Origin of the sequence: Dyella jejuensis, from assembly GCF_044904675.1 — a bacterium.
Lineage (GTDB): Bacteria > Pseudomonadota > Gammaproteobacteria > Xanthomonadales > Rhodanobacteraceae > Dyella_B > Dyella_B jejuensis.
Map to the genome: position 1 here is coordinate 77652 of NZ_JADIKJ010000006.1, position 26571 is coordinate 104222.

Sequence of the window (26571 nt, forward strand, 5' to 3'; positions counted from 1 at the left end):
ATGCCGCACTCCCGCTCTTGTTCGCATTCATCCCGCGCTTGACCGTCACCGGTCAGAGTCGCAGGTCCGTCATGTCGTCACTGATTTCGTCTTCGCCGATGGTCTGGCGGATCTTGGCCAGATGGGCCTGCTCGCTCCACAGCTCGAACTTGTTGCCCATACCCAGCAGGACCGCTTTTTTCTCGATCCCGGCCGCCACGCGCTGACTGGCTGGCAACAGGATGCGCACCGCGCTGTCGGGCTCGACCATCGCGGCCGCGCCAACCAGCTTCATCTGCAAGGCGCGGTGCACGGCCTTGACGCTCGGCAATGCATTCACCTGATCGCGAACCCGCTCCCATTCGGCATGCGGGAACAGCCAAAGGCAGCCCGACTCGAACGGGTTGTAGGTGATCACCAGCCGATTGGCGCAGGCGCCCGCCACTAGCTCCCGATAAGCAGTCGGAATAGCCAGACGGCCCTTGTCATCGACGGTGATGGCGGTCTCGCCCTGGAACACAAGCCATGAACTCCACGAAATCCCACGATTTCACACAGGAATCCACGATAGTCTCGCCCCTTGAGACTGTCAAGGATTTTTTGCTTGTGAATCAAGGAGAAAGGCGAGGTTGTGGCGAATTATGCAGTGTTTTCTAGAAAGCTTTTCGAGACCCTTGATCGCTATGGTTTTTTTGCGATCAATACGATCAGCGAAGAGGGGCGAGAAAACGAGCAAGAGGCGCCTGGGCGCCGCCCTCGTCTCCCGCCCCTCCTAACTCGGTCCTGAGTAAAAAGGTGGAGTCGGCCTGTAAGCCGGGTTCTGTACGCCTTGCGGCGCGACAGTCATTCCTCTCGGCCAGGCGTCACCGCCTGGCTCCAGCAACCTACCCGGGAACAACGCGGGCCGCGTTATCGTTCCCCTATTCGGTCTTGCTCCGGGTGGGGTTTACCGTGCCACGCGACGTTGTCCCCGCGCGCGGTGCGCTCTTACCGCACCGTTTCACCCTTACCTGTGCCCTTGCGGGCCATCGGCGGTTTGCTTTCTGTTGCACTGGCCGTCAGCTCGCGCTGCCCAGGCGTTACCTGGCACCCTGCCCTGTGGAGCCCGGACTTTCCTCGATGCGCTTGCGCGCGACGCGACTGTCCGGCCGACTCCGCCGACCATTATAGGGAAGAAGCGACCGGAACGACGAAATGACGAGAACACGCGACATGGCGCCATGCATTCATCCCTCGCCACCGTCTCCATAAAGCAGCTTCCGTGGCGCGCCGGTGATGGCCGCCGCCAGCTTCGCCGCCTTGGCCGGCGGCAATGCCTCGCGCAGGATCGCGAACACCCGCTGGCCCTCCGCCAATGTCGCATCGACCTCCTCGCCACGCCCGGCGACCAGGATCACGCACTCGCCACGCTGCTGGTTCGGATCCTCGACCACCCGCGCGGCCAGTTGCGACAGCGGTTCGCCGATCACGGTCTCGAACATTTTGGTGAGTTCGCGCGCCAGCACGGCTTCACGCGATGCGCCGAACACATCGCGCATGTCGGCCAGGCTTTCCGCTACGCGATGCGAGGATTCATAAAAGATCAGCGTGCGCGGATCGGCCGCCAACTCCCGCAACCTGCTGCAGCGAGCCGCGGATTTCGGCGGCAGGAAACCTTCGAACACGAAGCGGTCGCTGGGCAGGCCCGCCACGGAAAGCGCGGCGATCGCCGCGCACGCGCCCGGCACCGGCACGCAACGGATGCCCGCTTCGCGCGCCGCACGCACCAGGCGAAAGCCCGGATCGCTGATCAGCGGCGTGCCTGCATCCGAGATGAGCGCGACCGACTCGCCCAGCTCCAATCGGCGCACGATCGCCGCGACCGCCTCGCGCTCGTTGTGCTCATGCAGCGCGATCAACGGCGTGCCGATGTTGTGCTGGAGCAACAGCGGCCGGCTGTGGCGGGTGTCCTCAGCGGCGATCACCGTGACGCTACGCAAGGTTTCGATGGCGCGCGCGGAGATATCGTCGCGATGGCCAATCGGCGTTGCCACCACCCACAGGGTACCCATCGGGTTGGACGACATGACGGATCCTTTCGCGGTGACCGATAAGACGATCGGCTATGATCGCGCAATTGTCCCAAGGGATCGAGGAAGCCGCATGCGCCCGAGTCGTCTTGCCGCGTCAGGCCTGCTGATTTCGCTGGTGTTGAGTGCCTGCGCACCCGCCGTGGTGCAGCGCTCGCCGGCCGAGATCGCAGCGGCGCAGAACGCCGCCCTGCTGGCCAGCCTGGGACAATTCGACCAAGCTGCGCAAGCTTATCTGGCGCTCGCCACGCAGACGCCCAGCCTCGCCGATCATTACAAATTGCTGGCCGCCGAAGCCTATCGGCAGGAGAACGCGCTTGACCGCGCCGCCCCGGTCGTCGCCGGCATCCAGCGCGACCAGCTCACCGATGACGAACCATTGCGACTGGATCTGCTGCGCGCGGAAATCGCGCTGCATCAGCACGATCCCGCCACGGCGCTGCGCCTGACCACGCAAACCGGCCTCGCGGTACCGCCCGATCTACAGCCGCGGCTGCTGGACCTGCGCGCGCAGGCCCAGGCCGGCACGGGCGATTTCTGGAGTGCTGCGCGCACTCGCGTAAGCATGGACCCCCTGTTGCAAGGCATGGATCGCACGCAAAACCGCGACCAGGCTGTTTCCCTGCTGGCCAAGCTCGGCGCGGATCCGCTGAAGCGCCGCGCAGCCGCGATGCAACCGGACGATCGCATGCTGCCGTGGGTCGACGAAGCGCTGGGCCGCCTCGGCGTCACCGTCGCGCAAGCGCAACCCAATCTCGAACAGGCCGTCGGCACATTGGTTCCCGGCGGCAGCGCAAGCGTGCGCGAAGGCTACAAGATGCCCGCGCGGGTCGCTTTGTTACTGCCCAACAGCGACGGGTGGGCGGTGGCCGGTTCCGCGGTTCGCGAAGGTTTTTTCGCCGCTTATTTCCAGGCCTCCGATACGCATGCGCCGCGCGCGGCAGTTCGCGTCTACGACAGCGGCGGCACCGCCGCCAGTGCGATCAAGGCGTACAACCAGGCCGTTTCCGACGGCGCGCAACTGGTAGTAGGCCCGCTGACGCGCAGCGAAGTGATGGGTGTATTGGGCCAGGCATCGCTGCCGGTTCCCGTGCTCGCCCTCAATCATTCGGACAACAAGAACCTGCCCGCCGGCACTGCCAGCGAGTTCGCGCTGATGCCGGAAGACGAAGGCGCCCAGGCCGCCGATCACATGGCCGAACGTGGCATCCATAGCGCTTACGTCGTCATTTCCAACGATGATTTCGCCAAGCGTTCGGCTACCGCATTCAAGGCCGAATGGCAGGCGAAAGGCGGGCAGCTGGCCGGCAGCGCGCAGATCGCCCCGGGCAACGTCAACTACGGCAGCGCCATCGATGCATTGAATGCGGGCAGCGCCGGCGACGACGCCGGCATGTTCATCAGCATGCGTCCCGAACAGGCGCGCCTGTTGCTGCCGCAACTGCGCGTGGAACGCATCAACCTGCCGGTGTTCGGCACCTCGCATATCTATGGCGGCAGCGACAATCCCACCGCCGACCGCGACCTGGAAGGCGTGGAGTTCTGCGATGCGCCCTGGTTGTTCGACGCGCAGAGCGGCTTGCCGAGCTACCAGGACATCGCCGCACAGCTTCCCGCCGCAAGCGGGGCGACAGCGCAACTGTTCGCATTCGGCATGGATGCGTGGAACCTCGTGCCCTATCTCGATTGGCTGCGAAGCCACCCCGGCAGTTACCTGCCTGGCGCGACCGGACAGCTTGCCGACGACACCTTCGGACATGTGAAGCGCGTACTGGCCTGGATGAAATTCCAGGATGGCGTGGCGCGTCCGATGAACGGCAGCCTGGAAATGGACAACGCGCCAGCCAGTCCCGCATCGGGCGCCAGCGCGCCAGCACCCGCCAGCAGCACGCCTGCGCCTGCGCTACCGGCAGGCCATTGATGCGCATTGCTGGAGCAGCGTTCGAACAGCGCGCGTGCGGCGAACTCAAACAGGCAGGGATGACCTTGCTGGCCCGCAACTACACCACTCGCTACGGCGAACTGGACCTGGTGATGCGCGATGGCGATACCGTGGTGTTCGTCGAAGTGCGACACCGGATTCGCGCCGATTACGGCGACGCGGCAGCATCGGTGACGGCAGCCAAGCAGGCGCGCCTGGTACGGACCGCCCAGCTGTGGCTGGCCGCCCATCCGCAACATGCACAGCGCACTTGCCGCTTTGATGTGGTCAGCTATGACGGCCCCGCCGACAACGCGCGCATGAACTGGCTGCGCGGGGCATTTGAAGCTGGCTGACAATCGATCTCCGTCACCTCTCGGCCAAGGGAGGAAGTAAAGCGATGAAACTGCCCACCTCCCTGCTCGACATACTGCATGCAACCTTCGGCGCACAGGCCTGTTCCACGCATGAAGCCGAGCGGCTTGCCTACGCCTACGACAATTCGCGTCGCCACGCCTTGCCGGATGCGGTGGTGTTTGCCCAAGCGCACGCACAAGTAGAGACGCTGGTGCGCGCCTGCCGCGAACATGGCGTACCCGTCATCGCCCGCGGCCGCGGCACCAATACCACCGGCGCAACCGTGCCGGTGCAAGGCGGCGTGGTGGTGAGCTTCGAACGCATGAACCGCATCCTGCGCATCGATCCTGATAATCGACTGGCCGTCGTCGAGCCCGGCGTGCTGAACGGCGACCTGCAGCGCGCACTGGCACCGCATGGCTTCTTCTGGCCACCGGATCCCACTTCATCGCCCTGGTGCAGCATCGGCGGCAATCTGGCGTGCAACGCCGCCGGCCCGCGTACCGTGAAATACGGTAGTCCGCGCGAAAACACCTTGGGGCTGCGCGCCGTGGCCGGCACCGGCGACGGATTTCGCTGCGGCACCTACACCAGCAAGGGCGCCACCGGCTATGACTTCACCCGTCTATTGATCGGCTCGGAGGGCACGCTCGCGCTGATCACCGAAGCCACGCTCAAGCTCACCCCCAAGCCATCCGGCTTGCGCACGCTACGCGCGACGTATCGCGATGTCACCAGCGCGGCGCATGCGGTAGCGCGCATCATGGCGCAGCCGGTCACGCCGTGCGCGCTTGAATTCATCGACGACGTTGCATTGCAACTCGCCCATGACCACGGCGGCGACAGCGTGCCACTGGCAGGCGCCATGCTGATGATCGAAGTCGACGGCGAGCCTGCCACGCTGCCTTCGTCCGTCGATGCCATTTCACGTGCCGCCCATGGCGATGGCCTGGAAACCCTGCACGTCGCGCAGAGCGCCGAAGAAACCCAGGCGCTATGGTCCGCACGCAAGGCGCTGTCGCCTGCGCAGCGCACCATATCGCCGAACAAGATCAACGAGGACGTGGTCGTGCCGGTCAGCCGGCTGCCGGAGTTGGTCCATGGCATTCGCCAATTGTCGCGCCAGCACGATGTGCTGATCGTCACCTTCGGCCACGCCGGCAATGGCAATCTGCACGTGAACCTGCTTCCCCGCGACGAAGCCGAACACGAACGCGCCCATGCTTGTCTCGCCGATGTCTTCGCACTGGTCATCGCGCTGCAGGGAACGCTTTCCGGCGAGCACGGCATCGGTCTGGTCAAGCGCGAATTCATGCCACTCGCGCTGGAGCCGAGCACGCTGGGCCTGATGCGCAACGTCAAAAGCGCGTTCGATCCGGATGGCATCCTCAACCCGGGCAAGCTGCTGCCGTGAAGCAATCGGAGTCGCTGCAAGCGCTGCTGGCACAGATCCGTGCGTGCCGCTTGTGCGCCGCCCAGCTGCCGGACGGCCCGCGTCCGGTGTTGCAGGCAGCGGCATCATCGCGCCTGCTGATCGTAAGCCAGGCGCCGGGGCGGAAAGTGCACGCCACCGGCATTCCCTTCAACGACGCCAGTGGCGATCGGTTGCGTGATTGGCTCGGCGTCGATCGCGACACGTTCTACGATGCCGAGCGTATCGCGATCGTGCCGATGGGGTTCTGCTTTCCCGGCAGCGGCAAGAATGGCGACCTGCCGCCCCGCCCTGAATGCGCATCGACCTGGCATCCGCGCCTGCTGGCGCAATTGACGCGCGTGCAATGCACGCTGGCGATCGGCCAGTACGCACAAGCCGGCGTGATCGGCGATCAACGCGGTCGCTCGCTCACCGACACCGTGCAAGCCTGGCAATACCATCTCGCGCGCGGCGTGCTGCCGCTGCCGCACCCCAGTCCGCGCAACCAGCTTTGGCTCAAGCGCAATCCGTGGTTCGAAGCGGAATTGCTGCCGGTGTTACGCCAACTGGTGGCTCGCACGCTGTCACGCGGATGAAAAAGGCCGGCATCGCAAGCCGTAGCCTCAAGCGCTGCGCGACGAAAATATCAGGTGCAGCCCGAACAGCATGAATACCGCGCCGGCACAGCCGTCGATCCAGCGACTTATACGCAGGTAACCACGACGGATCACCGGCAACGCGAAGCATCCGGCGACGAGCGAGAACCACAGCAAGGTTTCCGCCACCACCATCGTCCACAGGCCCCAGCGTGCGCCCGCCGGGACGCCTTCGCCGACGAACGCGGAAAAGATGCTGCCGAAATAAACCACCACTTTCGGATTGGCGAGATTGGTGAACAAACCATTGCGCAGGGAACGCCACGTACCCGCACCGACCGGCACGGTTTCGGGCGCGGTGTTGGCGCCAGGCGCGGGACGGGCGAACGCCCCACGCAGCATCTTCAAACCCATCCAGCACAGATACAGACCGCCACTCAGGGTAATCAGCCGCTCCAGCCATGCCAGCCGGTGCAACAGCCATTGCAGGCCCAGCAGCGCCAGCGCCGCCCAGATGGCGACGCCCAGCGCGATTCCCGCCACACCGGCCATGGCCTCGTGCCGCGAGCGACTCACCGCCGTCTGCGAGACAAAAAAGAAATCCGGCCCCGGACTAAGCAGGGCGATGATATGCACGATCGCGATGGTGATGAACAGGCTCATGAAACGCTCCGGCGAATCCGCGCAGTGTAGACGCGCCGGCAAGGCGCGGCCTGCCGCGCCGCGCCTTGCCGGCAGGTCATGGATTCCTCTACGCTGCCATCGCTTTTGGCGTGGGGGCGGTCCCTGGCCTGACTAGGGATGCTCTGATCAATGCTACGCAGGCGGCATGATGACCAGAAGGCTCGCAGAGTGTGTTGTGCGGCGCCGGGAAGACTGGCCGTCTTGCCAAGCCGCGCGGCACACTCTGCGTGCCTTCTGGTCATCACCCCATCGCTTTAAATTCAACATGTTGGGGCCAGCTCTGTCTGTCCGCATCCCTTCCTCGCTCCTCAAAGCCGGGTACATCCATGTACCCTCCCCGCGTGCGCCGACGAACCTATGGTCTGCGAACAGACAGAGCTGGTGACGCCTACGTAGCATTGTTCAGAGTATCCCCAGGGGAAAGCGCAAATGCGGAAAACCAGCCCATGAGCCTGAAGTTGCGACTCATCGCGATGAACTTCCTGCAGTATTTCGTGTGGGGAGCCTGGCTGATCACGATCGGCGCCTACTGGTTCCAGAACCGGCACTGGTCGGGTACGCAATTCGGCGCGATTTTCTCGACCATGGGCATCGCTTCGCTGTTCATGCCCTCGATCACCGGCGTGATCGCCGACAAATGGATCCGCGCGGAGCGCCTGTACGGCAGCCTGCATATCGCCGGCGCGCTCGTGCTGTGCATCGTGCCGATGATCAACGATCCGGGCACGCTGTTCTGGATCATGCTGATCAACATGATGTGCTACATGCCGACCATCTCGCTGGCCATCACCGTGGCCTATAACGCGCTGAAGCAGGAAGGCGCGGACGTGGTCCGTGTCTATCCGCCGATCCGCGTGTGGGGCACGGTGGGCTTTATCGCGGCGATGTGGATGGTGAGCCTGCTGCACCTGGAAACCACCACCGGCCAGTTCTATGTGGCCGCGGTCGCCGCGCTCGTGCTCGGACTCTATGCGTTTACGCTGCCGCCCTGCCCGCCACGTTTACGCGGCCACGATCATCATTCGTGGCTGGATGCGCTGGGCCTTACCTCGTTCACGCTGTTCAAGCGCGGCAAGATGGCGGTCTTTTTCATTTTCGCCATGCTGCTGGGCGCCGCACTGCAGCTGACCAATGCTTACGGCGACACCTTCCTGCATGATTTCGACAAGGTCGATGCCTACAAGGACCTGGTCGCGGTGCGCTATCCCGCCATCATCATGTCGATTTCGCAGGTTTCCGAAACACTGTTCATCCTGGCGATTCCATTCTTTCTCAAGCGCTTCGGCATCAAGGCGGTGATGCTGACCAGCATGCTGGCCTGGACGCTGCGCTTTGGCCTGTTCGCCTTCGGCAATCCCGGCCCGGGCCTGTGGATGATCGTGTTGTCTTGCATCGTCTATGGCATGGCCTTCGATTTCTTCAATATCTCCGGTTCGCTATTCGTGGAAGGCCAGAGCGACCCCGCCATCCGCGCCAGCGCGCAAGGCCTGTTCATGCTGATGACCAACGGCATCGGCGCCGTACTCGGCAGCTCGATCAGCGGCATTGTCATCGACAAATACTTCACCCGCCCCGACCATAGCCTGGAATGGCACGGCATCTGGATGACCTTCGCCATCTATTCGCTGAGCGTGGCAGTGCTGTTCGTGCTCCTGTTCCGGCACAAGCACGAGCCGGACACGGTACGGAGCATTCCCGGCCACTGAATATCCCGCCGCCGGGCCCGGCATGGGCGCGGGCAAGGCAGGAACGAGAAGCCCGGGGCGATCAGGGCTTACACTAAGCGGATGCAGATCGGCCCCTACCGCATTGATCCTCCGGTGGTGCTGGCCCCCATGGCCGGCGTCACCGACAAGCCGTTTCGCTTGCTGTGCAAGCGGCTGGGTGCTGGATTGGCGGTGTCCGAGATGACCGCATCCGATCCGCGCCTGTGGCAAACGCGCAAGTCGCTCAAGCGCATGGACCATGAAGGCGAGCCAGAACCGATCAGCGTGCAGATCGCCGGCTACGACCCGGGCATGCTGGCCGAGGCCGCGCGCTTCAATGTCGCCAACGGCGCCCAGATCATCGATATCAACATGGGCTGCCCGGCCAAGAAAGTGTGCAACGTATGGTCCGGCTCGGCGCTGCTGCAGGACGAGCCGCTGGTGGCACGCATCGTGAAGGCGGTCGTGGACGCGGTCGAGGTACCGGTAACGCTGAAAATCCGCACCGGCTGGGATCGCCGGCATAGGAACGCACTAACCATTGCGCGCATCGCTGAAGACAGCGGTATCGCTGCGCTCGCCGTGCACGGCCGCACGCGCGCCGACAAATACGAAGGCGACGCGGAGTATGAAACCATTGCCGCAGTGAAGGCGGCCGTGCGCATACCGGTGTTGGCGAATGGCGACATCGTCACACCGCAACAAGCCCGGCACGTACTCGACGTTACACGCGCCGATGCCGTCATGGTCGGCCGCGGTGCACAAGGACGTCCGTGGATTTTCCGCGAAATAGCCCACTACCTCGCCACAGGCGAATTGCTCGACCCACCGTCGTCAACGGATATCGCCGCGATCCTGCTGGGCCATCTCGAACAGCTTTATGCGTTCTATGGCGAGCAGGCAGGCGTGCGTATCGCGCGCAAACATCTTGGATGGTATGTGAAAGATCATCCGGAAAATGCAGCGTTCCGCCAAGTCGTCAACCAGGCTGAAACCGCTACCGATCAACTTCGACTGACGCGGCACTATTTTTCCGCCAGGCACGGGACGATGCTGGCAGCCTGAGGCGCCGTACGTATCCACCGAGCAAATATTTATCGGAGTCTGTCGACAAGCGCAACGCTGGCGCATGCGAAGGATTGTCGACTTGCTGTTACACGATGCGGTTAATCGGGCGAGAAGTGCCGGCGGTCGGTTACGTGTCACTCACGATTATCTTGCATGGGGCGGGAAGAAACGCTCCGCCCCAGGAAGGTAACCTTTGACGGCGCGATTGCAGGCATCATTGATTTTTCTGTCCCTCATCCATGCCCATGTCTTTTTCGCCTCGTCGGTTTTGGCCAAGCTTTCTTTTGCGCATCGCGCTCCCAATGGCCGCGCTGCTACTTGGCGGATGCGAGGCGACGCTGTTCACCGGGCTCAACGCCACGGATCGACGTGCCGGCATCGAAGCCACGCACGACATTGTGTTCGACGCACGGCACCAGCTGAAACTCGATGTGTATCGCCCCGCGCATGCCGACCATGCGCCGGTCGTGGTGTTCTTCTATGGCGGCAGCTGGACGCACGGCGAGCGCGCCTGGTATCGCTTCGTCGGCACGGCATTGGCTGCGCATGGGATCGTCGCGGTGATTCCCGATTACCGCAAATACCCGCAAGTAAAAATGGATGGCTTCATGCAAGATGGCGCGCGTGCCGTGGCCTGGGCGCATGAGCACATTGGATCGTTCGGCGGTTCGCCGGGCGACATGTTCGTCATGGGGCACTCCGCCGGCGGCCAGATCGGCGCGCTGCTGGTCACCGATCCGTCCTGGCTCGCGCCATATGGATTGCGCCCGGACAATCTGGCGGGCTTCATCGGCCTGGCCGGTTGTTATGACTTCATGCCGATCGATCCCGGCGAAAAGGACATGCTCGACATTTTCGGGCACGACCAGGCCTCGCAAGCGCGCGCGCAGCCGGTGCGCCATGTCAGCGGCCACGAGCCGCCGATGCTGCTGCTACAGGGCACGGCAGACCAGGAAGTGGCACCGTCCAATGCCATTTCCCTGGCGCGGACGCTGCGCGAGCACCATGACGCGGTCGATCTGAAGCTCTATCCGGCAGTGGGGCACATCACGCTGGCCTTCGCCCTCTCTCGCCCGCTGCGTGGCAAGGCGCCTACCCTCGACGACACCCTGGCATTCATCCACGCCCATACCTCCGCGCCATCCCCATGACCGGCCCTGCCGGCCGGCCGCGAGGGCCTGAACACGATCTCGCCATCACCCGGATATGCCAGACTTGGCGGTGATTCCGGGAGCTGGTGCGTGTAGAATGCCCGTTTCCCCCTTCCATCTCTTTATCCGTAAAGAAGGATATAAGCCACGATGAGCAATTACCTCTTCACCTCCGAATCGGTTTCCGAAGGCCATCCAGACAAGGTCGCCGACCAGATTTCCGATGCCGTGCTGGATGCGATCCTGGCGCAGGATCCCCGCGCCCGCGTGGCCTGCGAAACCATGGTGAAGACCGGCGTAGCCATCGTCGCCGGCGAAGTCACCACCAGCGCCTGGATCGACCTGGAAGCGCTGACGCGCAAGGTCATCCTTGATATCGGCTACGACTCCTCGGAAGTCGGTTTCGACGGCGAGACCTGCGGTGTGCTGAATTTGATCGGCAAGCAGTCGCCGGACATCAACCAGGGCGTGGACCGCAAGAAGCCGGAAGAACAGGGCGCTGGCGACCAGGGCCTGATGTTCGGCTACGCCACCAACGAAACCCGCGATTTCATGCCGGCGGCGATCTACTATTCGCACCGCCTGGTCGAGCAGCAGGCCAAGATCCGCAAGAAGAAGAACTCGCCGCTGCCGTGGCTGCGCCCGGACGCCAAGAGCCAGGTCACGCTGCGCTACGAGAACGGCGTGGCTACGTCGATCGATGCGGTGGTGCTGTCGACCCAGCACGATCCAAGCGTGAAGCAAAAGGATCTGGTCGAGGCGGTGCGCGAGCACATCCTTAAGCCGGTACTGCCGGCCAAGCTGCTGCACAAGGGCACCAAATTCCACATTAACCCGACCGGCAAGTTCGTGATCGGCGGCCCGGTGGGCGATTGCGGCCTGACCGGCCGCAAGATCATCGTCGACACCTACGGCGGCTGGGCTCGTCACGGCGGTGGCGCGTTCTCGGGCAAGGATCCGTCCAAGGTGGACCGTTCGGCCGCCTATGCCGCGCGTTATGTGGCCAAGAACATCGTCGCCGCCGGCATTGCCGATCGCTGCGAAGTGCAGGTGAGCTACGCCATTGGCGTGGCCGAGCCGACCTCGATCTCGGTGACCACCTTCGGTACCGGCAAGATCAGCGACGAAAAGATCGAGAAGCTGATCCGCAAGCATTTCGACCTGCGTCCATACGGCATCATCAAGATGCTGGACCTGATCCATCCGATGTATCAGCAGACCGCCAGCTACGGCCACTTCGGCCGCACTCCATACGAGGTGAAGGGCACGGATGGCAAGACCTTTACGGCGTTCTCCTGGGAGAAGACCGACAAGGCCGATGCGTTGCGGGCCGACGCCAAGCTTAAGTAACGCCTGACACCTTCGGGTTACGCCGCAAACGGACCGCCACGCGCGGTCCGTTTGCTTTTGACGACACAGGTTCGTTCAATGCAACCTGCTATCGCCCGGCAGCAGCATGGGAAACATTTTCCTGCGATCGATAGGCGCCAAGCCGAACGCCTCCCGAACCCGGTCAGCGGGAAATACGATATGGGCAGGCTTGAGCACGATCGTTCCGCTCAGTTGCCGTGTAAGTTCCGCCGCCGAGCAAGCCTGGCCGTGATAAAGGGCTGACGCCACCTCGTCGGCGAATCGATTGAGCGTACCGAGCACTGAGCGGCAGTTGCTTACGGCCGGCTCGAGCGGATAAGTCGCCTCCACTTCGCTCGCAGCTGCATCGGCAGGGATGCCAATGTGCAGCAACGCATGGAACAGGGCATGCTGAAACCGTTCCCTCACCGCAGCGTAGGGCGCGGCGTCGATCACCACTGCAAAGCGGGTCGGCTCGCTTACTGCGATCACCAACTGGATGCGCGATACGCGAACCAGATTGGCAGTCCATTCCCCGAGACGGTTATGCGACGGATGCGGCCGGGTTTCCGGCGTCGCCTTCATGGCTTTCAAAAGCTTGGCAGTGCAACGAAAAGCAGCCATATGTCCACACGCGGCGCGATCCAGGCCATGTCGTTATGTTCCAGGTCCGCTGGCGCCCTGACAGGCAGGGCCAGGGACAACGATGCTCAATCGTGCTTGTCGCCCGAGGAGGCAAGCATCACTTTCTTGCTCTTGCGATGGGCCAGCCGCGTAGTCGTGGCTGGCCTGGGGTGCGCCGACTTGCTTACTCGCGGGCAGCTTTTGCCCCGATGACGGGTGCAGCCGGCGTGGGCCGTGCGGCGATGTGCGGGAGCGGTCTCATCCGCCTCTGCGGTGCTGATCGGCGAGAGGGCGGCCAGCACCCGGCGGGTGGTGCTGGTCCGGCCAGCTTGTGCCACCAGGGTCTCGGGTGTGGGGCGATTATCGAAACCATCGTCCAACAGGCGAGCCATCAGGTTGTCGCGGGCCGACGCGGTTCGTCCACCCAGCACCACGGCAAACAGGCGGCGTCCATCCCTCACTGCGGTGGAAGCGAGATTGAAACCGGACGCATCGGTGAAACCGGTTTTCAGGCCGTCCATGCCCGGATAGCGCTCCATCAGGTTGTTGTGGCCGCGCACCAGCTGTCCACGGAACACGAATTCCCGGGTCGAAAAATAATGCGTGTATTGCGGAAAATCGCGATACAACGCCATCGCCAACTTGACCATGTCGCGTGCCGTGCTGACGTTGGCGGGGTCCGGCAGGCCATTGGCGTTGTCGAAATGCGTGGCTTTCATGCCCAGCAGCGCGGCCTGGGCATTCATCATGTCCGCGAAATGACTGTCGTTGCCGCCCAGGCTCTCCGCGACGACGGTTGCCGCGTCGTTGGCGGACTTGGTGACCATGCCGAGTATGCAATCGTTCACCGAGATCGTCTGGCCCGCGCGCAGGTCAAGCTTGGTGGGCGCCTGGGACGCCGCCCAGGTGGACACCGGCAGGTCTTGATCCACCTTGAGCTTGCCGTTCTGCAAGGCCTGGAAGGTGAGGTAAAGCGTCATCATCTTGGTCAGCGAGGCCGGATAATTCTGCTCGTCCGCGTTTACCGCGCTTAGCACCTCACCGGTGGTCGGATCGATCACGATGGCGGCGTAGCCAGCATGCGCTACCCCGACGAGGCCACCAAGCCCGAGCAGGATCGCCGCGAACAAGAAAAACAGCCGGTTCGGCATCCGCATGAACGATTTGGAATGGATGATCGCCACGGCCTTTCGCTCCCAAAAAACCGCGGCATGGGGCCGCGTTGCGCAACCTTAATGCAACCTGGTCGCAATTTCCAGAGGAAATACTTCAATCAGCCATGCTAAGTGCATGTTTTTGTAAATTTTACCGGCCAGCGCCGTCGCAAATTCTTGTTATGCCACAGTGACGCACCGGTGATTAGTCTATCGACAACGTAGGCCGCTTCTTGAGCTGACGCCCTATCTGCTGGCCCGGTTTCCCGGGAACCGACCGGCTAGAATGGCAACATGTCCCTGATCCAGCTTCAGCGCGTCGATTTCAGCATCGGCGGCCCCCTCCTGCTCGAACATGTCGACCTCTCCATCGAGGCGAACGAGCGCGTGTGCATCGTCGGTCGCAACGGCGAAGGCAAATCCACCCTCATGAAGCTCATCGCCGGCGAATTGCATGCCGACGACGGCGAAGTGCGCGTACAAAGCGGCGTGGTCGTAGCGCGCATGGCGCAGGAGGTGCCGCAGGCCACCGCCGGCAGCGTGTTCGATGTCGTGGCAGACGGACTGGGCGATCTCGGCCACTTGCTGGCGCGCTATCACCATCTGCTTGCCGAAGGCGATTTCGACGCGCTGGGCGACGTGCAAAACCAGATCGAAGCCCGGCATGGCTGGGATCTGGATCGCCGCGTCAGCGACGTACTGGCCAAGCTGGAGCTGCCCGCCGAAACGGATTTCGCCGCGTTGTCCGGCGGCATGAAACGCCGCGTGCTGTTGGCACAGGCATTGGTACGCAAGCCCGACGTACTGTTGCTGGACGAGCCGACCAACCATCTGGATATCGAGGCCATCGGCTGGCTGGAAAGTTTCCTCAAGCAATTCGACGGCAGCATCGTGTTTGTCACGCATGACCGCAGCTTTCTGCGCGCGCTTGCCACGCGCATCGTGGAGATCGATCGCGGCCAGCTCAGCAGTTGGCCAGGCGATTACGACAACTACTTGCGCCGACGCGAAGAACGGCTGCATGCCGAAGCGCAGGCCAACGCGCAATTCGACAAAAAGCTGGCGCAGGAGGAAGTGTGGATTCGCCAGGGCATCAAAGCCCGCCGCACGCGCAACGAAGGCCGCGTGCGGGCCCTCAAAGCGTTGCGTCGCGAGCGCTCCGAACGCCGTGACTTGACCGGCACCGCCAAAATGGCGCTGGCCAATGCGCAAGCATCCGGCAAAAAAGTGATCGAACTGGCGCACGTGCACCAATCCTATGGCGGCCGCGTACTGATCGAAGACCTGAGCACCACGATCATGCGCGGCGACCGCGTCGGCATCATCGGTCCGAACGGCGCCGGCAAGAGCACGCTACTGAAAATCCTGCTTGGCGAACTGACACCGCAGCGCGGCGAAGTAACGCTAGGCACCGGCTTGCAGATCGCTTACTTCGACCAGCATCGCACCCAGCTCAACGATGCCTTGAATGCACTGGACAACGTTGCCGAGGGGCGCGAATACATCGAACTCAACGGTCAGCGCAAACACATCATCGGCTACCTGCAGGATTTCCTGTTCTCGCCCGAGCGCGCACGCGCACCGATCACGCGCCTTTCCGGCGGCGAACGCAACCGGCTGCTGCTGGCCAAGCTGTTCGCGCAGCCCTCCAACCTGCTGGTGATGGACGAACCCACCAACGATCTGGACGTCGAAACGCTGGAGCTGCTGGAAGAACTGCTTACCGACTACAAGGGCACATTGTTGCTGGTGTCGCACGATCGCGAGTTCCTCGACAACGTGGTATCGAGCACGCTGGTATTGGAAGGCAACGGCGAGGTCGGCGATTACGTCGGCGGCTACAGCGACTGGCTACGCCAGCGTCCGGCGGCGCGCACGGCCGAAACGGCGGCGCAAAACAGCACCACGTCGCCACCGGACACAGCCATTGGCCCCGGCGACGCGCAAAAGCCAAAGCGCAAGCTCAGCTATAAAGACGCGCGCGAACTGGAGCAATTGCCAGCGCGCATCGAGCAACTGGAAGCCGATGTCGCCGCGCGCGCGCAAGCGATGAATGATCCTTCGTTCTATCAGCGGGACAACGCGGCGATCCAACAGGCGAACGATGCGCTGGCGAAAATCCAGGCGGAACTGGACAGCGCCTATGCGCGTTGGACGGAATTGGAGGGCTGACCGGCAAGCTCCTTGAGCTTTTACTTCCTCTCCCCTTCGGGGAGAGGATCGGGGTGAGAGGGAACAAGGCTGGCCTTGCGCTTCAAAGTCGACGCTCTGATGCCCCCGGCAAGAGCATCAGCCGCCTCTCTCCCCGAAGGGAGAAGGGACCAGGTATCGCGACAGTCAGTGCGCCTCTTTCCCATTCCCCATATGCGAATGCATGATCCGGTCCGTCCACGCGATGCCGATGGCGGAAAGAATGAACACTACGTGGATGATGGTCTGCCACATCACGCCCACCGGTGTGAGCGTGGCGCATTTGAGCATCGTACCGGCGCCATCGTTTTGCGCCATGGCCGCGAGCATGTCCGCCGAGCAGAATGGCAAGCCTTGCAGCGTGCCGGCGGCAATGAACGTCTTGAGCAGGTGGATGGATGAAATGCCGATGATCGCCATCGCCAGCTTCACTTTCAGCATCGAGGCATTCACGTGCGAAAGCCATTCCGGCTGGTCCGGATGGTTTTCCAGGCGCAGGCGTGACACGAAGGTCTCGTAGCCGCCCACGATCACCATGATCAGCAGGTTGGAAATCATCACCACGTCGATCAGGCCGAGCACGATCAACATGATCTCCTGCTCGCCCAGGCTCGGCGCTTCATGGATCAGGTGCCACAGCTCCTTGGCGAACAGATAGACGTATACGCATTGCGCCACGATGAGGCCCAGGTACAACGGCAACTGCAGCCAGCGCGAACCGAAGATGAGGATCGGCAGCGGACCAAGGCGAGGGGCTGGGGACTGTTCCATTTGCAAGCTTCCTTGTTGATTTTTCTTCTGGACGGCCAAACGACGCATGCCGGCATGCGTGTCAACCGGTGTTCTGCAGGCCCTGGGCCACGCCGTTGACGCAAGCCACCAACGCCCGCAGCAGGCTGTCGTCGGCGCGATCCGAAGCACGCCAGCGTTGCAGCAGGTCCACCTGAAGCAAGCTCATGGGATCGACGTAAGGGTTGCGCAAACGGATCGACAGCGACAGGCGCGGATCATCGCGCAATAGTTCATCGCTGCTCTTGAGTTTCAGTAACCAGCGGCGCGTGCGCTCGAACTCGTCGCGGACCAGGGTAAAGAAGGGGTCGTGCAGCGGACCGGAAAGTCTGGAAAAAGCCTCGGCGATGTCAAGGTCGCACTTGGCGAGCACCATCTCGACGTCGTCGAGCAGGTTGACGAAGAACGGCCATTCGCGCGCCATCGCCATCCAGGCTGCCTCGCCATGCCTGGCGACGGCCAGTTCGAGCGCGCTGCCCAAGCCATACCAGCCCGTGATGATGGAGCGGCATTGCGTCCAGGCAAACACCCACGGGATCGCCCGCAGATCTTCCACGCCGCGCATGCTGCGCCGGCGCGATGGCCGCGAGCCCAGCGCCATTTGCTCGATCACGTCGATTGGGGTGGCGGCGCGGAAATAGTCGACGAAGCCTTCGCGCTCGACCAGTTCGCGGTAAGCGCGGCGGCTGTCGGCCGCCAGCGCGTCCATGCATTCGCGCCATGCCGCCTCGCGCGGATCGTCCTCGCGCGGACGCAGGCTGGCGCGCAACACCGCGCCGACGGTCTGCTCCAGGTTGCGCAGGGCCAGTGCGCGGATGCCATATTTGCGATGGATCACCTCGCCCTGCTCGGTCACGCGCAATACGCCGTTGACCGACCCGCGCGGCGATGACATCAGCGCCGGCGCGATGCGCGCGCCGCCACGGCTGGCCGAACCGCCGCGGCCATGGAAGAACGCCAGGCGAATGCCAGCCTGCCCCGCCACGTCCAGCAACTCCACTTGCGCGCGCTGCAGGCCCCAGCGCGACGCCAGCGTGCCGCCATCCTTGCCGCTGTCCGAATAGCCCAGCATTACCCATTGGCAATCGCCGCGCGCGCGCAGGTGCGCGCGGTAGACCGGATCATCCAGCAAGGCGCGCAGCGTCGCGGGCGCGTTTTTCAGGTCGTCGACGGTTTCGAACAGCGGGGCGATGTCGAGCGGCACGCCGCGGTCCTGCTTTCCCCCGGCACCGTCGCCGGGCGAAGGAGGCATGGTGAAACCACCATGCCTGGCGAGCGCCAGCACGGCCAGCACATCGGCCGCCGAGCGCGCCATGCTGATGATGTACAACCCGATCGCATCCTTGCCGTAGCGCTCCCGGGAAGACTGCAGCGTGGCGAACACCTCGCGCAGCGATTCGGCTTGCGCATCGTCGGTCTTGCCCAGTTCGCGTTCGCCGCTGGCGTAAGGACGTAGCGCAGCGACGCGCTCGTCCGGATTGCGTTGCATCCACGCTTCATCGCGCAGCAGCGCGGCCAGCGCATCATCGTGCACGCGCGAATCCTGCCGCACATCCAGCCGCGCCAGGTGGAAACCGAATGTGCGCACGCGCCAGATCAGCCGGCGTACCGCGTAGGCGCCGGCATTCAAGCCGCGATGATCGATCAGGCCATGCACGATCAGCAGCAAGTCGTCGAGCAATTCCTCAGCCGACTGATAGCCTTCCACATGCCCTTCCTCGTGCGTGGCCTCCAGTCGTGCACGCATCAGCGTAAGCAGGCAGCGGTAGGGCATGTCGGCATGGCGCGGGCGGATCGCCGCCGCGGCGCGCGGAAATTGCTCGCGGTAACGAGCCAGGCGCTGCACTAGCGACGGATCCACGGCGACGCGGTCATCCGTCTGGCTGAGCAGGCGCGCGAGGCCTTCGATATCGGCGATGTAATGTTCCAGCACCTGCGTGCGCTGCGTGGCCAGGCTATTGGCAATGGTCTGCGCGCCAACGTTGGGGTTGCCATCCATGTCGCCGCCCACCCAGGTGGCGAAGCTGAGCAGGCGCGGCAACGGGACCGCTATGCCGTAGACGGTTTGCAGCGCATCGGCGAGCGCTTCATAGAACGCCGGCACGATCCGGTAGATGGGGTTGGCGAGATAGAAGCCGACGTGATGATGTTCATCCTGCACGCTGGGGCGGATCGGCGAGGCCTCGGCGGTCTGCCAAGCGGCTGACAGGGCCATGAAGATGCGGTCATCGTCTTCCTTGCGTTCCTGCGGCGTGCGGGTGGGATCGAAGTTATCGACCAAGGCGCGCACGATCGCCTGTTCCTTTTCCAGCAGCGAACGCCGGATGGCTTCGGTGGGATGCGCGGTAAACACCGGCTCCACCTTGAGCTTGTACAGCCATTCCAGCACTTCGTCCGCGCTGGCGCCCTGCTCTTTCAGGCGTTGCAAAACATCGAGCAAGGACTCCGGCTGCGCGGTGTCGCCTGTGCGCTGGTAATCGCGGCGGCGACGGATGCGATGCACGCGCTCGGCGGTGTTCACGGCCTGGAAATAAGCCGCGAACGCACGCGCCAGCGCTTCGGCGGCCGCGGCATCCAGGCCCGCCAGCGATTCGGCCAGCTCGTCCACAGCCTGCCCCTCGCGACGCCGGCGGATCGATGCGGTGCGGACCTGCTCGACGCGCTGGTAGAAGCCATCGCCACCCTGTTCGGCCAGCATGCGTCCCACCATGGCGCCGAGGCGATGCACGTCCTCGCGCAGCGGGGCGTCGTGGGGCAGGAATTCAGGATCGCGGCTGGCTTCCATGGGGGCTCCCTTGCATGAGTCCCGTAGCCTACCGAATTTATGCGGACTTGCCCGTTCCAAGTCGTCATAAGTCCGCATCTGGGGATAGAATGGAAATCTTCCCGCCGAGGGGCGCTGCGACTGGCTGTGCCGCGGATTCATCCGCAAGGGACCACGCTTTTTTCAGGTCTCCGCACAGCCAGCCAGGCTCGGTGGATGCTTCGACCGCAACGGCGCTCATGACGCGGCTTTCGCGTCGATCCGGCCATCCCGGCCGGGTTTCCCCAATGAGACTCGGAGACATCCCTCAATGAATGCTGTTACCCAAGATTCCGCTACGCACGACTACAAGGTCCGCGATATCTCGCTGGCCGCGCTGGGCCGTCGCCGCATTCGCATGGCCGAGGAGGAAATGCCCGGCTTGATGGCGATCCGCGCCCGCTATGCGCCGTCCAAGCCGCTCAAAGGCGTGCGCCTGTCCGGCTCGCTGCACATGACCAAGGAAACTGCCGTGCTGATCGAGACACTGAGCGCGCTCGGCGCCTCGGTGCGCTGGGCGTCGTGCAATATCTTCTCGACCCAGGACGATTGCGCCGCGGCCATCGCCGCCGCCGGCATTCCGGTATTCGCCTGGAAGGGCGAGACACTGGAAGAATATTGGGAATGCACGCTGGACATGCTTACCCATCCGGGCATGAAAGGCCCGGAGCTGATCGTCGATGACGGCGGCGACGCCACCTTGCTGATCCACAAGGGCGTGGAACTGGAAGACGGCGACAACTGGGCCAACACTCCCGGCGCCAATCATGAAGAGCAGGTCATCAAGGATCTGCTCAAGCGCGTACACAAAGAGCGCCCGGGCTTCTGGAAGAAGGTCGCGGCCGACTGGAAGGGCGTTTCCGAAGAAACCACCACTGGCGTGCATCGTCTCTACCAGATGATGGAGGCCGGCAAGCTGCTGGTGCCGGCGATCAACGTCAACGATTCGGTCACCAAGAGCAAGTTCGACAACCTGTACGGCTGCCGCGAATCGCTGGCCGATGGCATCAAGCGCGCTACCGACCTGATGGTCGCGGGCAAGGTGGCCGTGGTGTGTGGCTACGGCGATGTGGGCAAGGGCTGCGCGCATTCGCTGAAAGGCTTCGGCGCGCGCGTGATCGTCACCGAGATCGATCCGATCAACGCGCTGCAGGCGGCGATGGAAGGGTTCCAGGTCACCACGCTGGAAGACACGCTCGGCACCGGCGATATCTACGTCACCACCACCGGCAACAAGGACATCATCACGCTGGAGCACATGGCGGCGATGAAGAACAACGCCCTGGTGTGCAACATCGGCCACTTCGACAACGAGATCCAGATGGATCGCCTCAACGCCGCCAAGGACGTGACGCGCGAAACCATCAAGCCGCAGGTGGACCGCTATACCTTCGGCGCCTCGCACAGCAAGAGCGGCGGCCACAGCATCTATATGCTGGCCGAGGGCCGCCTGGTGAACCTCGGTTGCGCCCACGGCCACCCGAGCTTCGTGATGTCCAACAGCTTCTCCAACCAGACGCTGGCCCAGCTCGACCTGTGGGCGAACAAGGACACCTATGAGAAGACGGTCTACCGCCTGCCCAAGAAGCTGGACGAGGAAGTCGCGCGCCTGCATCTGGAGCAGATCGGCGTAAAGCTGACCAAACTCACACCGGAACAGGCCGCCTACATCGGCGTGCCGGTGGAAGGCCCGTACAAGCCGGAGCACTACCGCTATTGATGTAGCCGGTACTGCGAAGCGGTATCCCGTAAATCCCTCTCCGCCCAGGAGAGGGATTTTTTTCGCCTGGTGCTAACTGGCACTGAAAAATCCAGGCGGAATGCACGCAACGCCATGCGTTCGGCGAATAGACCTCAACCGGTCCGCGCCCGCTGCCGGCGGCGCCAGATCGCATACACCGGCACGCCGCACGCGATGATCGCCAGGCTCATGCCGGCGTCCCCGGGCGCGTTGATGGCAGTCGCGATGATCACACTCAACACCGTGCCGACGAATACCAGGGGCAGCAGCGGATACAGCGGCACGCGGTACGGCGCGGGCTGGTCGGCGAAGCGGCGGCGATACCAGAACAAGGTGGCAATGCCGAAGGCGTGGCCGAGCCATTCGCCCACCGTGGTGTAATCGAGCAACTGGCCGAACGTGCCCGACAGGATCAGCACGACCGCCCATGCCCCCAGTACCACCAGCGCCACCTGCGGCGCCCGCCAGCGTGGTTCGATATGGCCGACCGAGCGGAAGAACATGCCGTCCGCGCCCATCGTCTGCAGCACGCGCGCGCCGCCTGCGATGGCAATGCTGCAATAGCCGAAGGTGGAACAGGCAATGCCCACGGCCATGATGGTCGCGCCGCGCGGGCCGAAGATATGGCTCATCAAATCCGCCGCTGGTGCCTTGCTCTGCGCCAGGCCCGCATGCCCGAGCCCGACCAGATAGGCGATGTTGACGAGCAGATAGCAGACCACTACGCCGACCAGGCCCAGCGTCAACGCACGCGGTAGCGTGCGTTGCGGATCGCGTACTTCGCCAGCCATGTCATTGAGATAATGGAAGCCGCCATAGGTAAACAACACCGGCAGCAGGGCGCCGATCCATGCGCCGCCGGACACGACGCGCGTGGTGTCCACTTGCAGCATGCCGCCGAGATGACCATGCGCCAGCGCGAGTCCGACCACCAGCAGCAGCGCGATCGCCGCAAGCTTGAGCAAAGTAAACAGGTTTTGCATCCACGCACCGGCGCGGACGCCAAACAGGTTCACGCCCACGATGAAGGCGATGGCCCCCACCGCCACCGGCTTCACCCACCAGGCCGGCAAGCCGCTGGCGCGGCAAGCGTAATCGGCAAAGGTGATCGCCACCGCGGCCACGCTGCCCGGATAGTTGATCAACGCCATGGTCCAGCCGAACAGGAACGCCGGCAATGGACCGAAGGCTTCGCGCAGGTAGATATAAATGCCGCCCGCTTGCGGCCGCCGCGCGCCCAGCTCGGCGTAGCACAGCACGCCAGCCAGTGTCAGCAATCCGCCCACGGCCCACAGCGTCAACAATGGCAGGCCGGAACTCGTGCGTTCGGCCACGGTCGCGGGCGTGCGGAAAATGCCCGCCCCGATCACGCCACCGATGACGATGGCCGCACCGTCCCAGATGCCGAGTCGCCGCAGATAAGAATGGTTGGAAGAGTGGTCGGTCATAGATAGCGACATTAACCCGACCCGACCCCGGATGTCCGATGACCTGTGACCTATGTCGACGACATGGGGATAAAAAATCGCCAAGCCTTACGTCAGTCAGGGGCTCCATGCGCAAGACGATGGCGATCGCTCGCCGAAAGTTTTCGGCAACGCATAGTCCCGCTGACAGCTGTTTGCCGATGCCGGAATAACGCCCTTTCCGCACCAGCGGCACAGCATCCGTTCCACGGCAGGCTGCGCACGGCGAAAGTCACATTGACTTCAACCAAGCGCGCTCGGGATACTTCCCACGCGCCAGTATTCGCTTCGCTGGCCCATCGGCCCCGAGGGGTGCTGCGACGGACACCGGTCCGCCACGCTCGGATAGGCCGACCTCACCACGATCAAGGGCGCCCACCTCAGTCACTGGAGGTGTACCCATGTCTGCGCCTGTTTCCGAATGCCGCCTCGCCATCGCCACCTCGCGGCTGTTTCCTACGGTCCATCCGGACGATGTGTATTTCGTCGCCGTGCTGGAGCAGCTCGGCATCCAGCCTGCGATGTGCGTCTGGGACGACCCGGCGGTGGATTGGAGCGCCTTCGACACCGTGCTGGTTCGCACGGTATGGGACTACTTCCAGCATTACGCCCCGTTTCTTGCCTGGCTGGACGCGCTTGACCGGCTCGGCGTGCCGGGCATCAACAATACGGACATGCTCCGTTGGAACAGCGACAAGCGTTACCTGCTCGAACTCGAGCCGCATGGCGTGCCGATCATTCCCACCCAAGTCTCACGCGGAACGGACTTGCAACGCCTGTTGACCGCGATGACAGGACAGGACCTCGTCATCAAGCCGACCGTCAGTGGTGGAGCGTGGCATACCCTGCGCGGCGTGGTCGGCGACGCCAACTTCCGGCAGGCACTCTCGCTGCTGCCGACGGAACTCGATTACTTGGTGCAGCCGTTCGTGCCCGACATCGCGAGCAACGGCGAATGGTCCCTGCTCTACTTCGGCGGTCGCTACAGCCATGCCGTGCTCAAGCGTCCTGCGGCGGGCGATTATCGCGTACAGGAAAACCACGGCGGGACCGCCACACAGGCGACGCCGGATGACTTTATCCTGCGCGCCGCCAGCAACGCACTGGCCGTGACAGCCGGGCTGGGCCACCGCGAACCGGCCTATGCGCGAGTGGATGGCGTCGTGGTGGACGGCCAATTCCTGCTCATGGAACTGGAATTGATCGAGCCGCTGCTGCATCTGGCCATCCGCCCGGATGCCGCCGAACGCTTCGCGCGGCATATCGCCGAGCGGCTGCAGCACCTGAAAGCGGGCCGTAGCCGGCCTGCTGCCGCGAAGCCAGGCGGCGGCGCGCCCTAGGCCCGCACTATCGCGCAGTCCGTGTTAGCGATATCTGTTTGCCCGCCAGAGGGCTTCATTACCCGGTCGTGCGACGTACACCCTCGCTCTCCCTGTCTGCGGGCAAACAGCCCCCGGCGCGAGCCACGCGAATAGTATGGGCAGGCCCTAGAATCGGGCCTGCCGCCTCTTAGCACTGCACGCCGTTGCCCATTCAGCCGCCACGCAAAATCCTGCACGTCGACATGGACGCATTTTATGCGTCGGTGGAGCAACGCGACGATCCAGCCTTGCGCGGCAGACCCGTGGTGGTGGCGTGGCGCGGCGCACGTTCGGTGGTGTGCGCGGCGAGCTACGAGGCACGCCAATTCGGGGTGCGCTCGGCGATGCCGGCAGTGCGCGCCGAGCGGCTATGCCCGCAGGCGATTTTCGTGCCGCCGGATTTCGCACGCTACAAGGCCGTGTCGCGGCAAGTGCGCGAGATCTTTGCGCGACATACCGACCTGGTCGAACCACTGTCGCTGGATGAGGCGTACCTGGATGTCACCATCACCAAAACCCATCTGCCCTCCGCCACCGCGACCGCCGAGGCAATCCGCACGGCGATCCGCGAAGAAACGCAGCTGACCGCATCGGCTGGCGTGGCGCCGAACAAGTTCCTCGCCAAGATTGCCTCGGATTTTCGCAAACCGGACGGCTTGTTCGTGATCCGCCCGCACCAGGTCGAAGCTTTCCTGGCGCCGTTGGCCGTGGGCCGCCTCCCCGGGGTCGGCAAGGTGATGGAAGCGAAGCTGGAAGCGCTTGGTATCAAAACCGTCAGTGACTTGCGCCAGCTGCCGCAGTCCGAACTGGAACAGCGTTTCGGGCGCTGGGGGCGTCGCCTGCATGAACTGTCGCTTGGCGTCGACGATCATCCTGTGCAACCGAATCAATTGACCTTGCAGGTTTCTTCGGAAGATACCTTCGAGAGCGACCTGACCCTGGATCAACTTGAACCGCATATCCGCCGCCTCGCGGACAAGACCTGGGCAGCGCACCAGCGCGAGGCACAAAAAGGCCGCGTCGCGCGCACTATCGTGCTGAAACTCAAGACCGCCGATTTTCATACCCTCACGCGCAGCCTTACGCTTGCCACGCGACCCAGCTGCGCCAGCGAGCTAGCCGATCTTGCCTGTGCCTTGCGGGCTCGCGTCGAGCGCCCAGCCGACAGCCGTTATCGTCTGGTCGGAGTGGGGCTATCCGGCTTCGTCGATGCCGATAACTACGCTGTACAGCGTGACTTGTTCGATGACGAATAGCCGTTTCATGCAGCATGGCCGGATCGGCTACGCTCCATGGCGCAATTCTCGCCATAACCTCGAAGGGCTTATGACATGCATCTGGAACCGCCGAATGTCCGTCTCGAATCGCTGAAGGATTTCGCCAGGCATTACCTGATGATCGTGCTCAGCATTCTTACCGCGCTGGGTTTGGAAGCGTGGATCGAGCATTCCCGTCATCAACACGCCGCGGCCACGGCGAGCGCGCAAATCGAAGCAGAAATCCGCCAGAATCGTGCCGACATCGTCCGCGAACGCGAGCACGACTTCGAGCGCATGCAGGCGCTGCAGAAGGTTCGCGACATGCTGCTGGCGGACATCAGGAGCCATGCATCGGACGATGTCATCAAGCAACATTTGCAAGCAGCCACGCCGGACGGGCTCTATCTGGATTGGCGCTGGCCGGTCCTGCGCCACGAAGCCTGGGACGTGGCCGTCGCCAATCAGTCGGCCAGCTGGATCGATAGCGAACGATTGCACCGCTACGCGGCGGTCTATGCCGCACAGAACGCTGCCAGCTCGATGATGGCCGAGGATCTGCCCTCGCTGCTGGATGGCCCGAAGATGCTTGACACTATTGTGGACCTGCAAACGGATAACCTGCAGCCGCGCGAAGTACTGCACACCGTCAACCAGATGGCTTCGGTCACCAATGAGGTGACGCATTTCCTCGATAATCTCGGCGTCCGGATCGATACGGCTATGGCTGGTAAGGCCTCGGCTCAGCCCGGCATTGCCACAGCGAGCCCGGCCAATTCCGTCACGCCCTGAAAGGCACATGCTCGGCTGCGCGTGATCAAATCAGCATTTGTTTTCCATGAAATGCGGCCATCGCGATGGATCGATAAACGGGATCGATGATCCCCGACTC

Annotated in this window: 21 protein-coding genes, 1 other RNA gene and 1 riboswitch; of the genes, 13 read left to right on the forward strand and 9 right to left on the reverse strand. The window is 63.4% G+C overall.

Annotated elements, in window-relative coordinates:
- Nucleotides 1-52 precede the first annotated feature (52 nt).
- From mraZ to rsmI, 3 genes are all read right to left on the reverse strand, one after another.
- The gene (gene mraZ, locus ISP15_RS06970; protein WP_404546471.1) at nt 53-499 is read right to left on the reverse strand and encodes a division/cell wall cluster transcriptional repressor MraZ; all 447 of its coding nucleotides are present in this window, start codon (nt 497-499) and stop codon (nt 53-55) included.
- Nucleotides 500-772: 273 nt separating this feature from the next.
- Nucleotides 773-1135: RNase P RNA component class A (rnpB, locus tag ISP15_RS06975), an RNA gene on the reverse strand.
- Nucleotides 1136-1205: 70 nt separating this feature from the next.
- Entirely contained in the window at nt 1206-2045 is an 840-nt protein-coding gene (rsmI, locus tag ISP15_RS06980) for a 16S rRNA (cytidine(1402)-2'-O)-methyltransferase (RefSeq protein WP_404546472.1), read from the reverse strand.
- 76 nt (nt 2046-2121) lie between these two features.
- On the opposite strand from rsmI, the gene ISP15_RS06985 reads away from it, so the two are divergent.
- From ISP15_RS06985 to ISP15_RS07000, 4 genes are read left to right on the forward strand one after another with little or no spacing between them, the layout of a single operon-like run.
- Nucleotides 2122-3969 carry a penicillin-binding protein activator gene (locus tag ISP15_RS06985; protein ID WP_404546473.1) on the forward strand — a complete coding sequence of 616 codons (1848 nt, stop codon included), beginning with the start codon at nt 2122-2124 and terminating at the stop codon, nt 3967-3969.
- Nucleotides 3969-4325 carry a YraN family protein gene (locus ISP15_RS06990; protein ID WP_404546474.1) on the forward strand — a complete coding sequence of 119 codons (357 nt, stop codon included), beginning with the start codon at nt 3969-3971 and terminating at the stop codon, nt 4323-4325. The genes ISP15_RS06985 and ISP15_RS06990 overlap by 1 nt, the downstream gene beginning before the upstream one ends.
- A 44-nt stretch (nt 4326-4369) precedes the next feature.
- Nucleotides 4370-5740, forward strand: a complete 1371-nt coding sequence (locus tag ISP15_RS06995; RefSeq protein WP_404546475.1) for an FAD-binding oxidoreductase — start codon at nt 4370-4372, stop codon at nt 5738-5740.
- A complete protein-coding gene (locus ISP15_RS07000) occupies nt 5737-6336 on the forward strand; it encodes a uracil-DNA glycosylase family protein (protein ID WP_404546476.1) in 600 nt (199 codons plus the stop codon). Before ISP15_RS06995 ends, ISP15_RS07000 begins: the two co-directional genes overlap by 4 nt.
- Before the next feature lie 27 nt (nt 6337-6363).
- Here the strand turns inward: ISP15_RS07000 and ISP15_RS07005 are convergent, their stop codons facing one another.
- On the reverse strand, nt 6364-6999 hold the full coding sequence (locus tag ISP15_RS07005) for a homoserine/threonine efflux transporter (protein ID WP_404546478.1): 636 nt from the start codon (nt 6997-6999) through the stop codon (nt 6364-6366).
- 467 nt (nt 7000-7466) lie between these two features.
- On the opposite strand from ISP15_RS07005, the gene ISP15_RS07010 reads away from it, so the two are divergent.
- From ISP15_RS07010 to metK, 4 genes are all read left to right on the forward strand, one after another.
- Nucleotides 7467-8726 (forward strand): nucleoside permease, encoded by a 1260-nt coding sequence (locus ISP15_RS07010; RefSeq protein WP_404546479.1) that lies wholly within the window; start codon nt 7467-7469, stop codon nt 8724-8726.
- A gap of 81 nt (nt 8727-8807) precedes the next feature.
- Complete coding sequence (gene dusB / locus ISP15_RS07015) at nt 8808-9791, forward strand: tRNA dihydrouridine synthase DusB (RefSeq protein WP_404546480.1); 984 nt, start codon at nt 8808-8810, stop codon at nt 9789-9791.
- A gap of 305 nt (nt 9792-10096) precedes the next feature.
- Nucleotides 10097-10945 (forward strand): alpha/beta hydrolase, encoded by an 849-nt coding sequence (locus tag ISP15_RS07020; protein WP_404546481.1) that lies wholly within the window; start codon nt 10097-10099, stop codon nt 10943-10945.
- A 150-nt stretch (nt 10946-11095) separates the two neighbouring features.
- Nucleotides 11096-12295: a methionine adenosyltransferase gene (gene metK / locus ISP15_RS07025; protein WP_404546482.1), complete on the forward strand. Its 1200-nt coding sequence runs from the start codon at nt 11096-11098 to the stop codon at nt 12293-12295.
- A 75-nt stretch (nt 12296-12370) separates the two neighbouring features.
- On the opposite strand, the gene ISP15_RS07030 is transcribed toward metK, so the two are convergent.
- On the reverse strand, nt 12371-12919 hold the full coding sequence (locus ISP15_RS07030; protein ID WP_404546484.1) for a DUF6933 domain-containing protein: 549 nt from the start codon (nt 12917-12919) through the stop codon (nt 12371-12373).
- Between the two features lie 86 nt (nt 12920-13005).
- A complete protein-coding gene (locus ISP15_RS07035) occupies nt 13006-14103 on the reverse strand; it encodes a D-alanyl-D-alanine carboxypeptidase family protein (protein WP_404546486.1) in 1098 nt (365 codons plus the stop codon).
- A 264-nt stretch (nt 14104-14367) separates the two neighbouring features.
- On the opposite strand from ISP15_RS07035, the gene ISP15_RS07040 reads away from it, so the two are divergent.
- Nucleotides 14368-16245, forward strand: a complete 1878-nt coding sequence (locus tag ISP15_RS07040) for an ATP-binding cassette domain-containing protein (protein WP_404546487.1) — start codon at nt 14368-14370, stop codon at nt 16243-16245.
- Nucleotides 16246-16410: 165 nt separating this feature from the next.
- Here the strand turns inward: ISP15_RS07040 and ISP15_RS07045 are convergent, their stop codons facing one another.
- Nucleotides 16411-17034 (reverse strand): TIGR00645 family protein, encoded by a 624-nt coding sequence (locus ISP15_RS07045; protein WP_404546488.1) that lies wholly within the window; start codon nt 17032-17034, stop codon nt 16411-16413.
- A gap of 61 nt (nt 17035-17095) precedes the next feature.
- Nucleotides 17096-19837: a phosphoenolpyruvate carboxylase gene (gene ppc, locus ISP15_RS07050; RefSeq protein WP_404546490.1), complete on the reverse strand. Its 2742-nt coding sequence runs from the start codon at nt 19835-19837 to the stop codon at nt 17096-17098.
- A 100-nt stretch (nt 19838-19937) separates the two neighbouring features.
- Nucleotides 19938-20062, forward strand: a riboswitch (S-adenosyl-L-homocysteine riboswitch).
- A gap of 64 nt (nt 20063-20126) precedes the next feature.
- On the opposite strand from ppc, the gene ahcY reads away from it, so the two are divergent.
- Nucleotides 20127-21575 carry an adenosylhomocysteinase gene (gene ahcY / locus ISP15_RS07055; protein ID WP_404546491.1) on the forward strand — a complete coding sequence of 483 codons (1449 nt, stop codon included), beginning with the start codon at nt 20127-20129 and terminating at the stop codon, nt 21573-21575.
- Between the two features lie 134 nt (nt 21576-21709).
- Here the strand turns inward: ahcY and ISP15_RS07060 are convergent, their stop codons facing one another.
- Nucleotides 21710-23044, reverse strand: coding sequence for an APC family permease (locus tag ISP15_RS07060; protein ID WP_404546492.1), 1335 nt, complete (start codon nt 23042-23044; stop codon nt 21710-21712).
- Nucleotides 23045-23463: 419 nt separating this feature from the next.
- Here ISP15_RS07060 and ISP15_RS07065 point away from each other — a divergent pair, with 419 nt between their 5' ends.
- The 3 genes from ISP15_RS07065 (at nt 23464) to ISP15_RS07075 (ending at nt 26471) form a co-directional block, all read left to right on the forward strand.
- On the forward strand, nt 23464-24402 hold the full coding sequence (locus tag ISP15_RS07065; protein WP_404546493.1) for an ATP-grasp domain-containing protein: 939 nt from the start codon (nt 23464-23466) through the stop codon (nt 24400-24402).
- 191 nt (nt 24403-24593) lie between these two features.
- Nucleotides 24594-25679, forward strand: coding sequence for a DNA polymerase IV (gene dinB / locus ISP15_RS07070; protein WP_449757816.1), 1086 nt, complete (start codon nt 24594-24596; stop codon nt 25677-25679).
- Between the two features lie 75 nt (nt 25680-25754).
- Nucleotides 25755-26471, forward strand: a complete 717-nt coding sequence (locus ISP15_RS07075) for a hypothetical protein (RefSeq protein ID WP_404546495.1) — start codon at nt 25755-25757, stop codon at nt 26469-26471.
- The last annotated feature ends 100 nt before the right edge of the window (nt 26472-26571 follow it).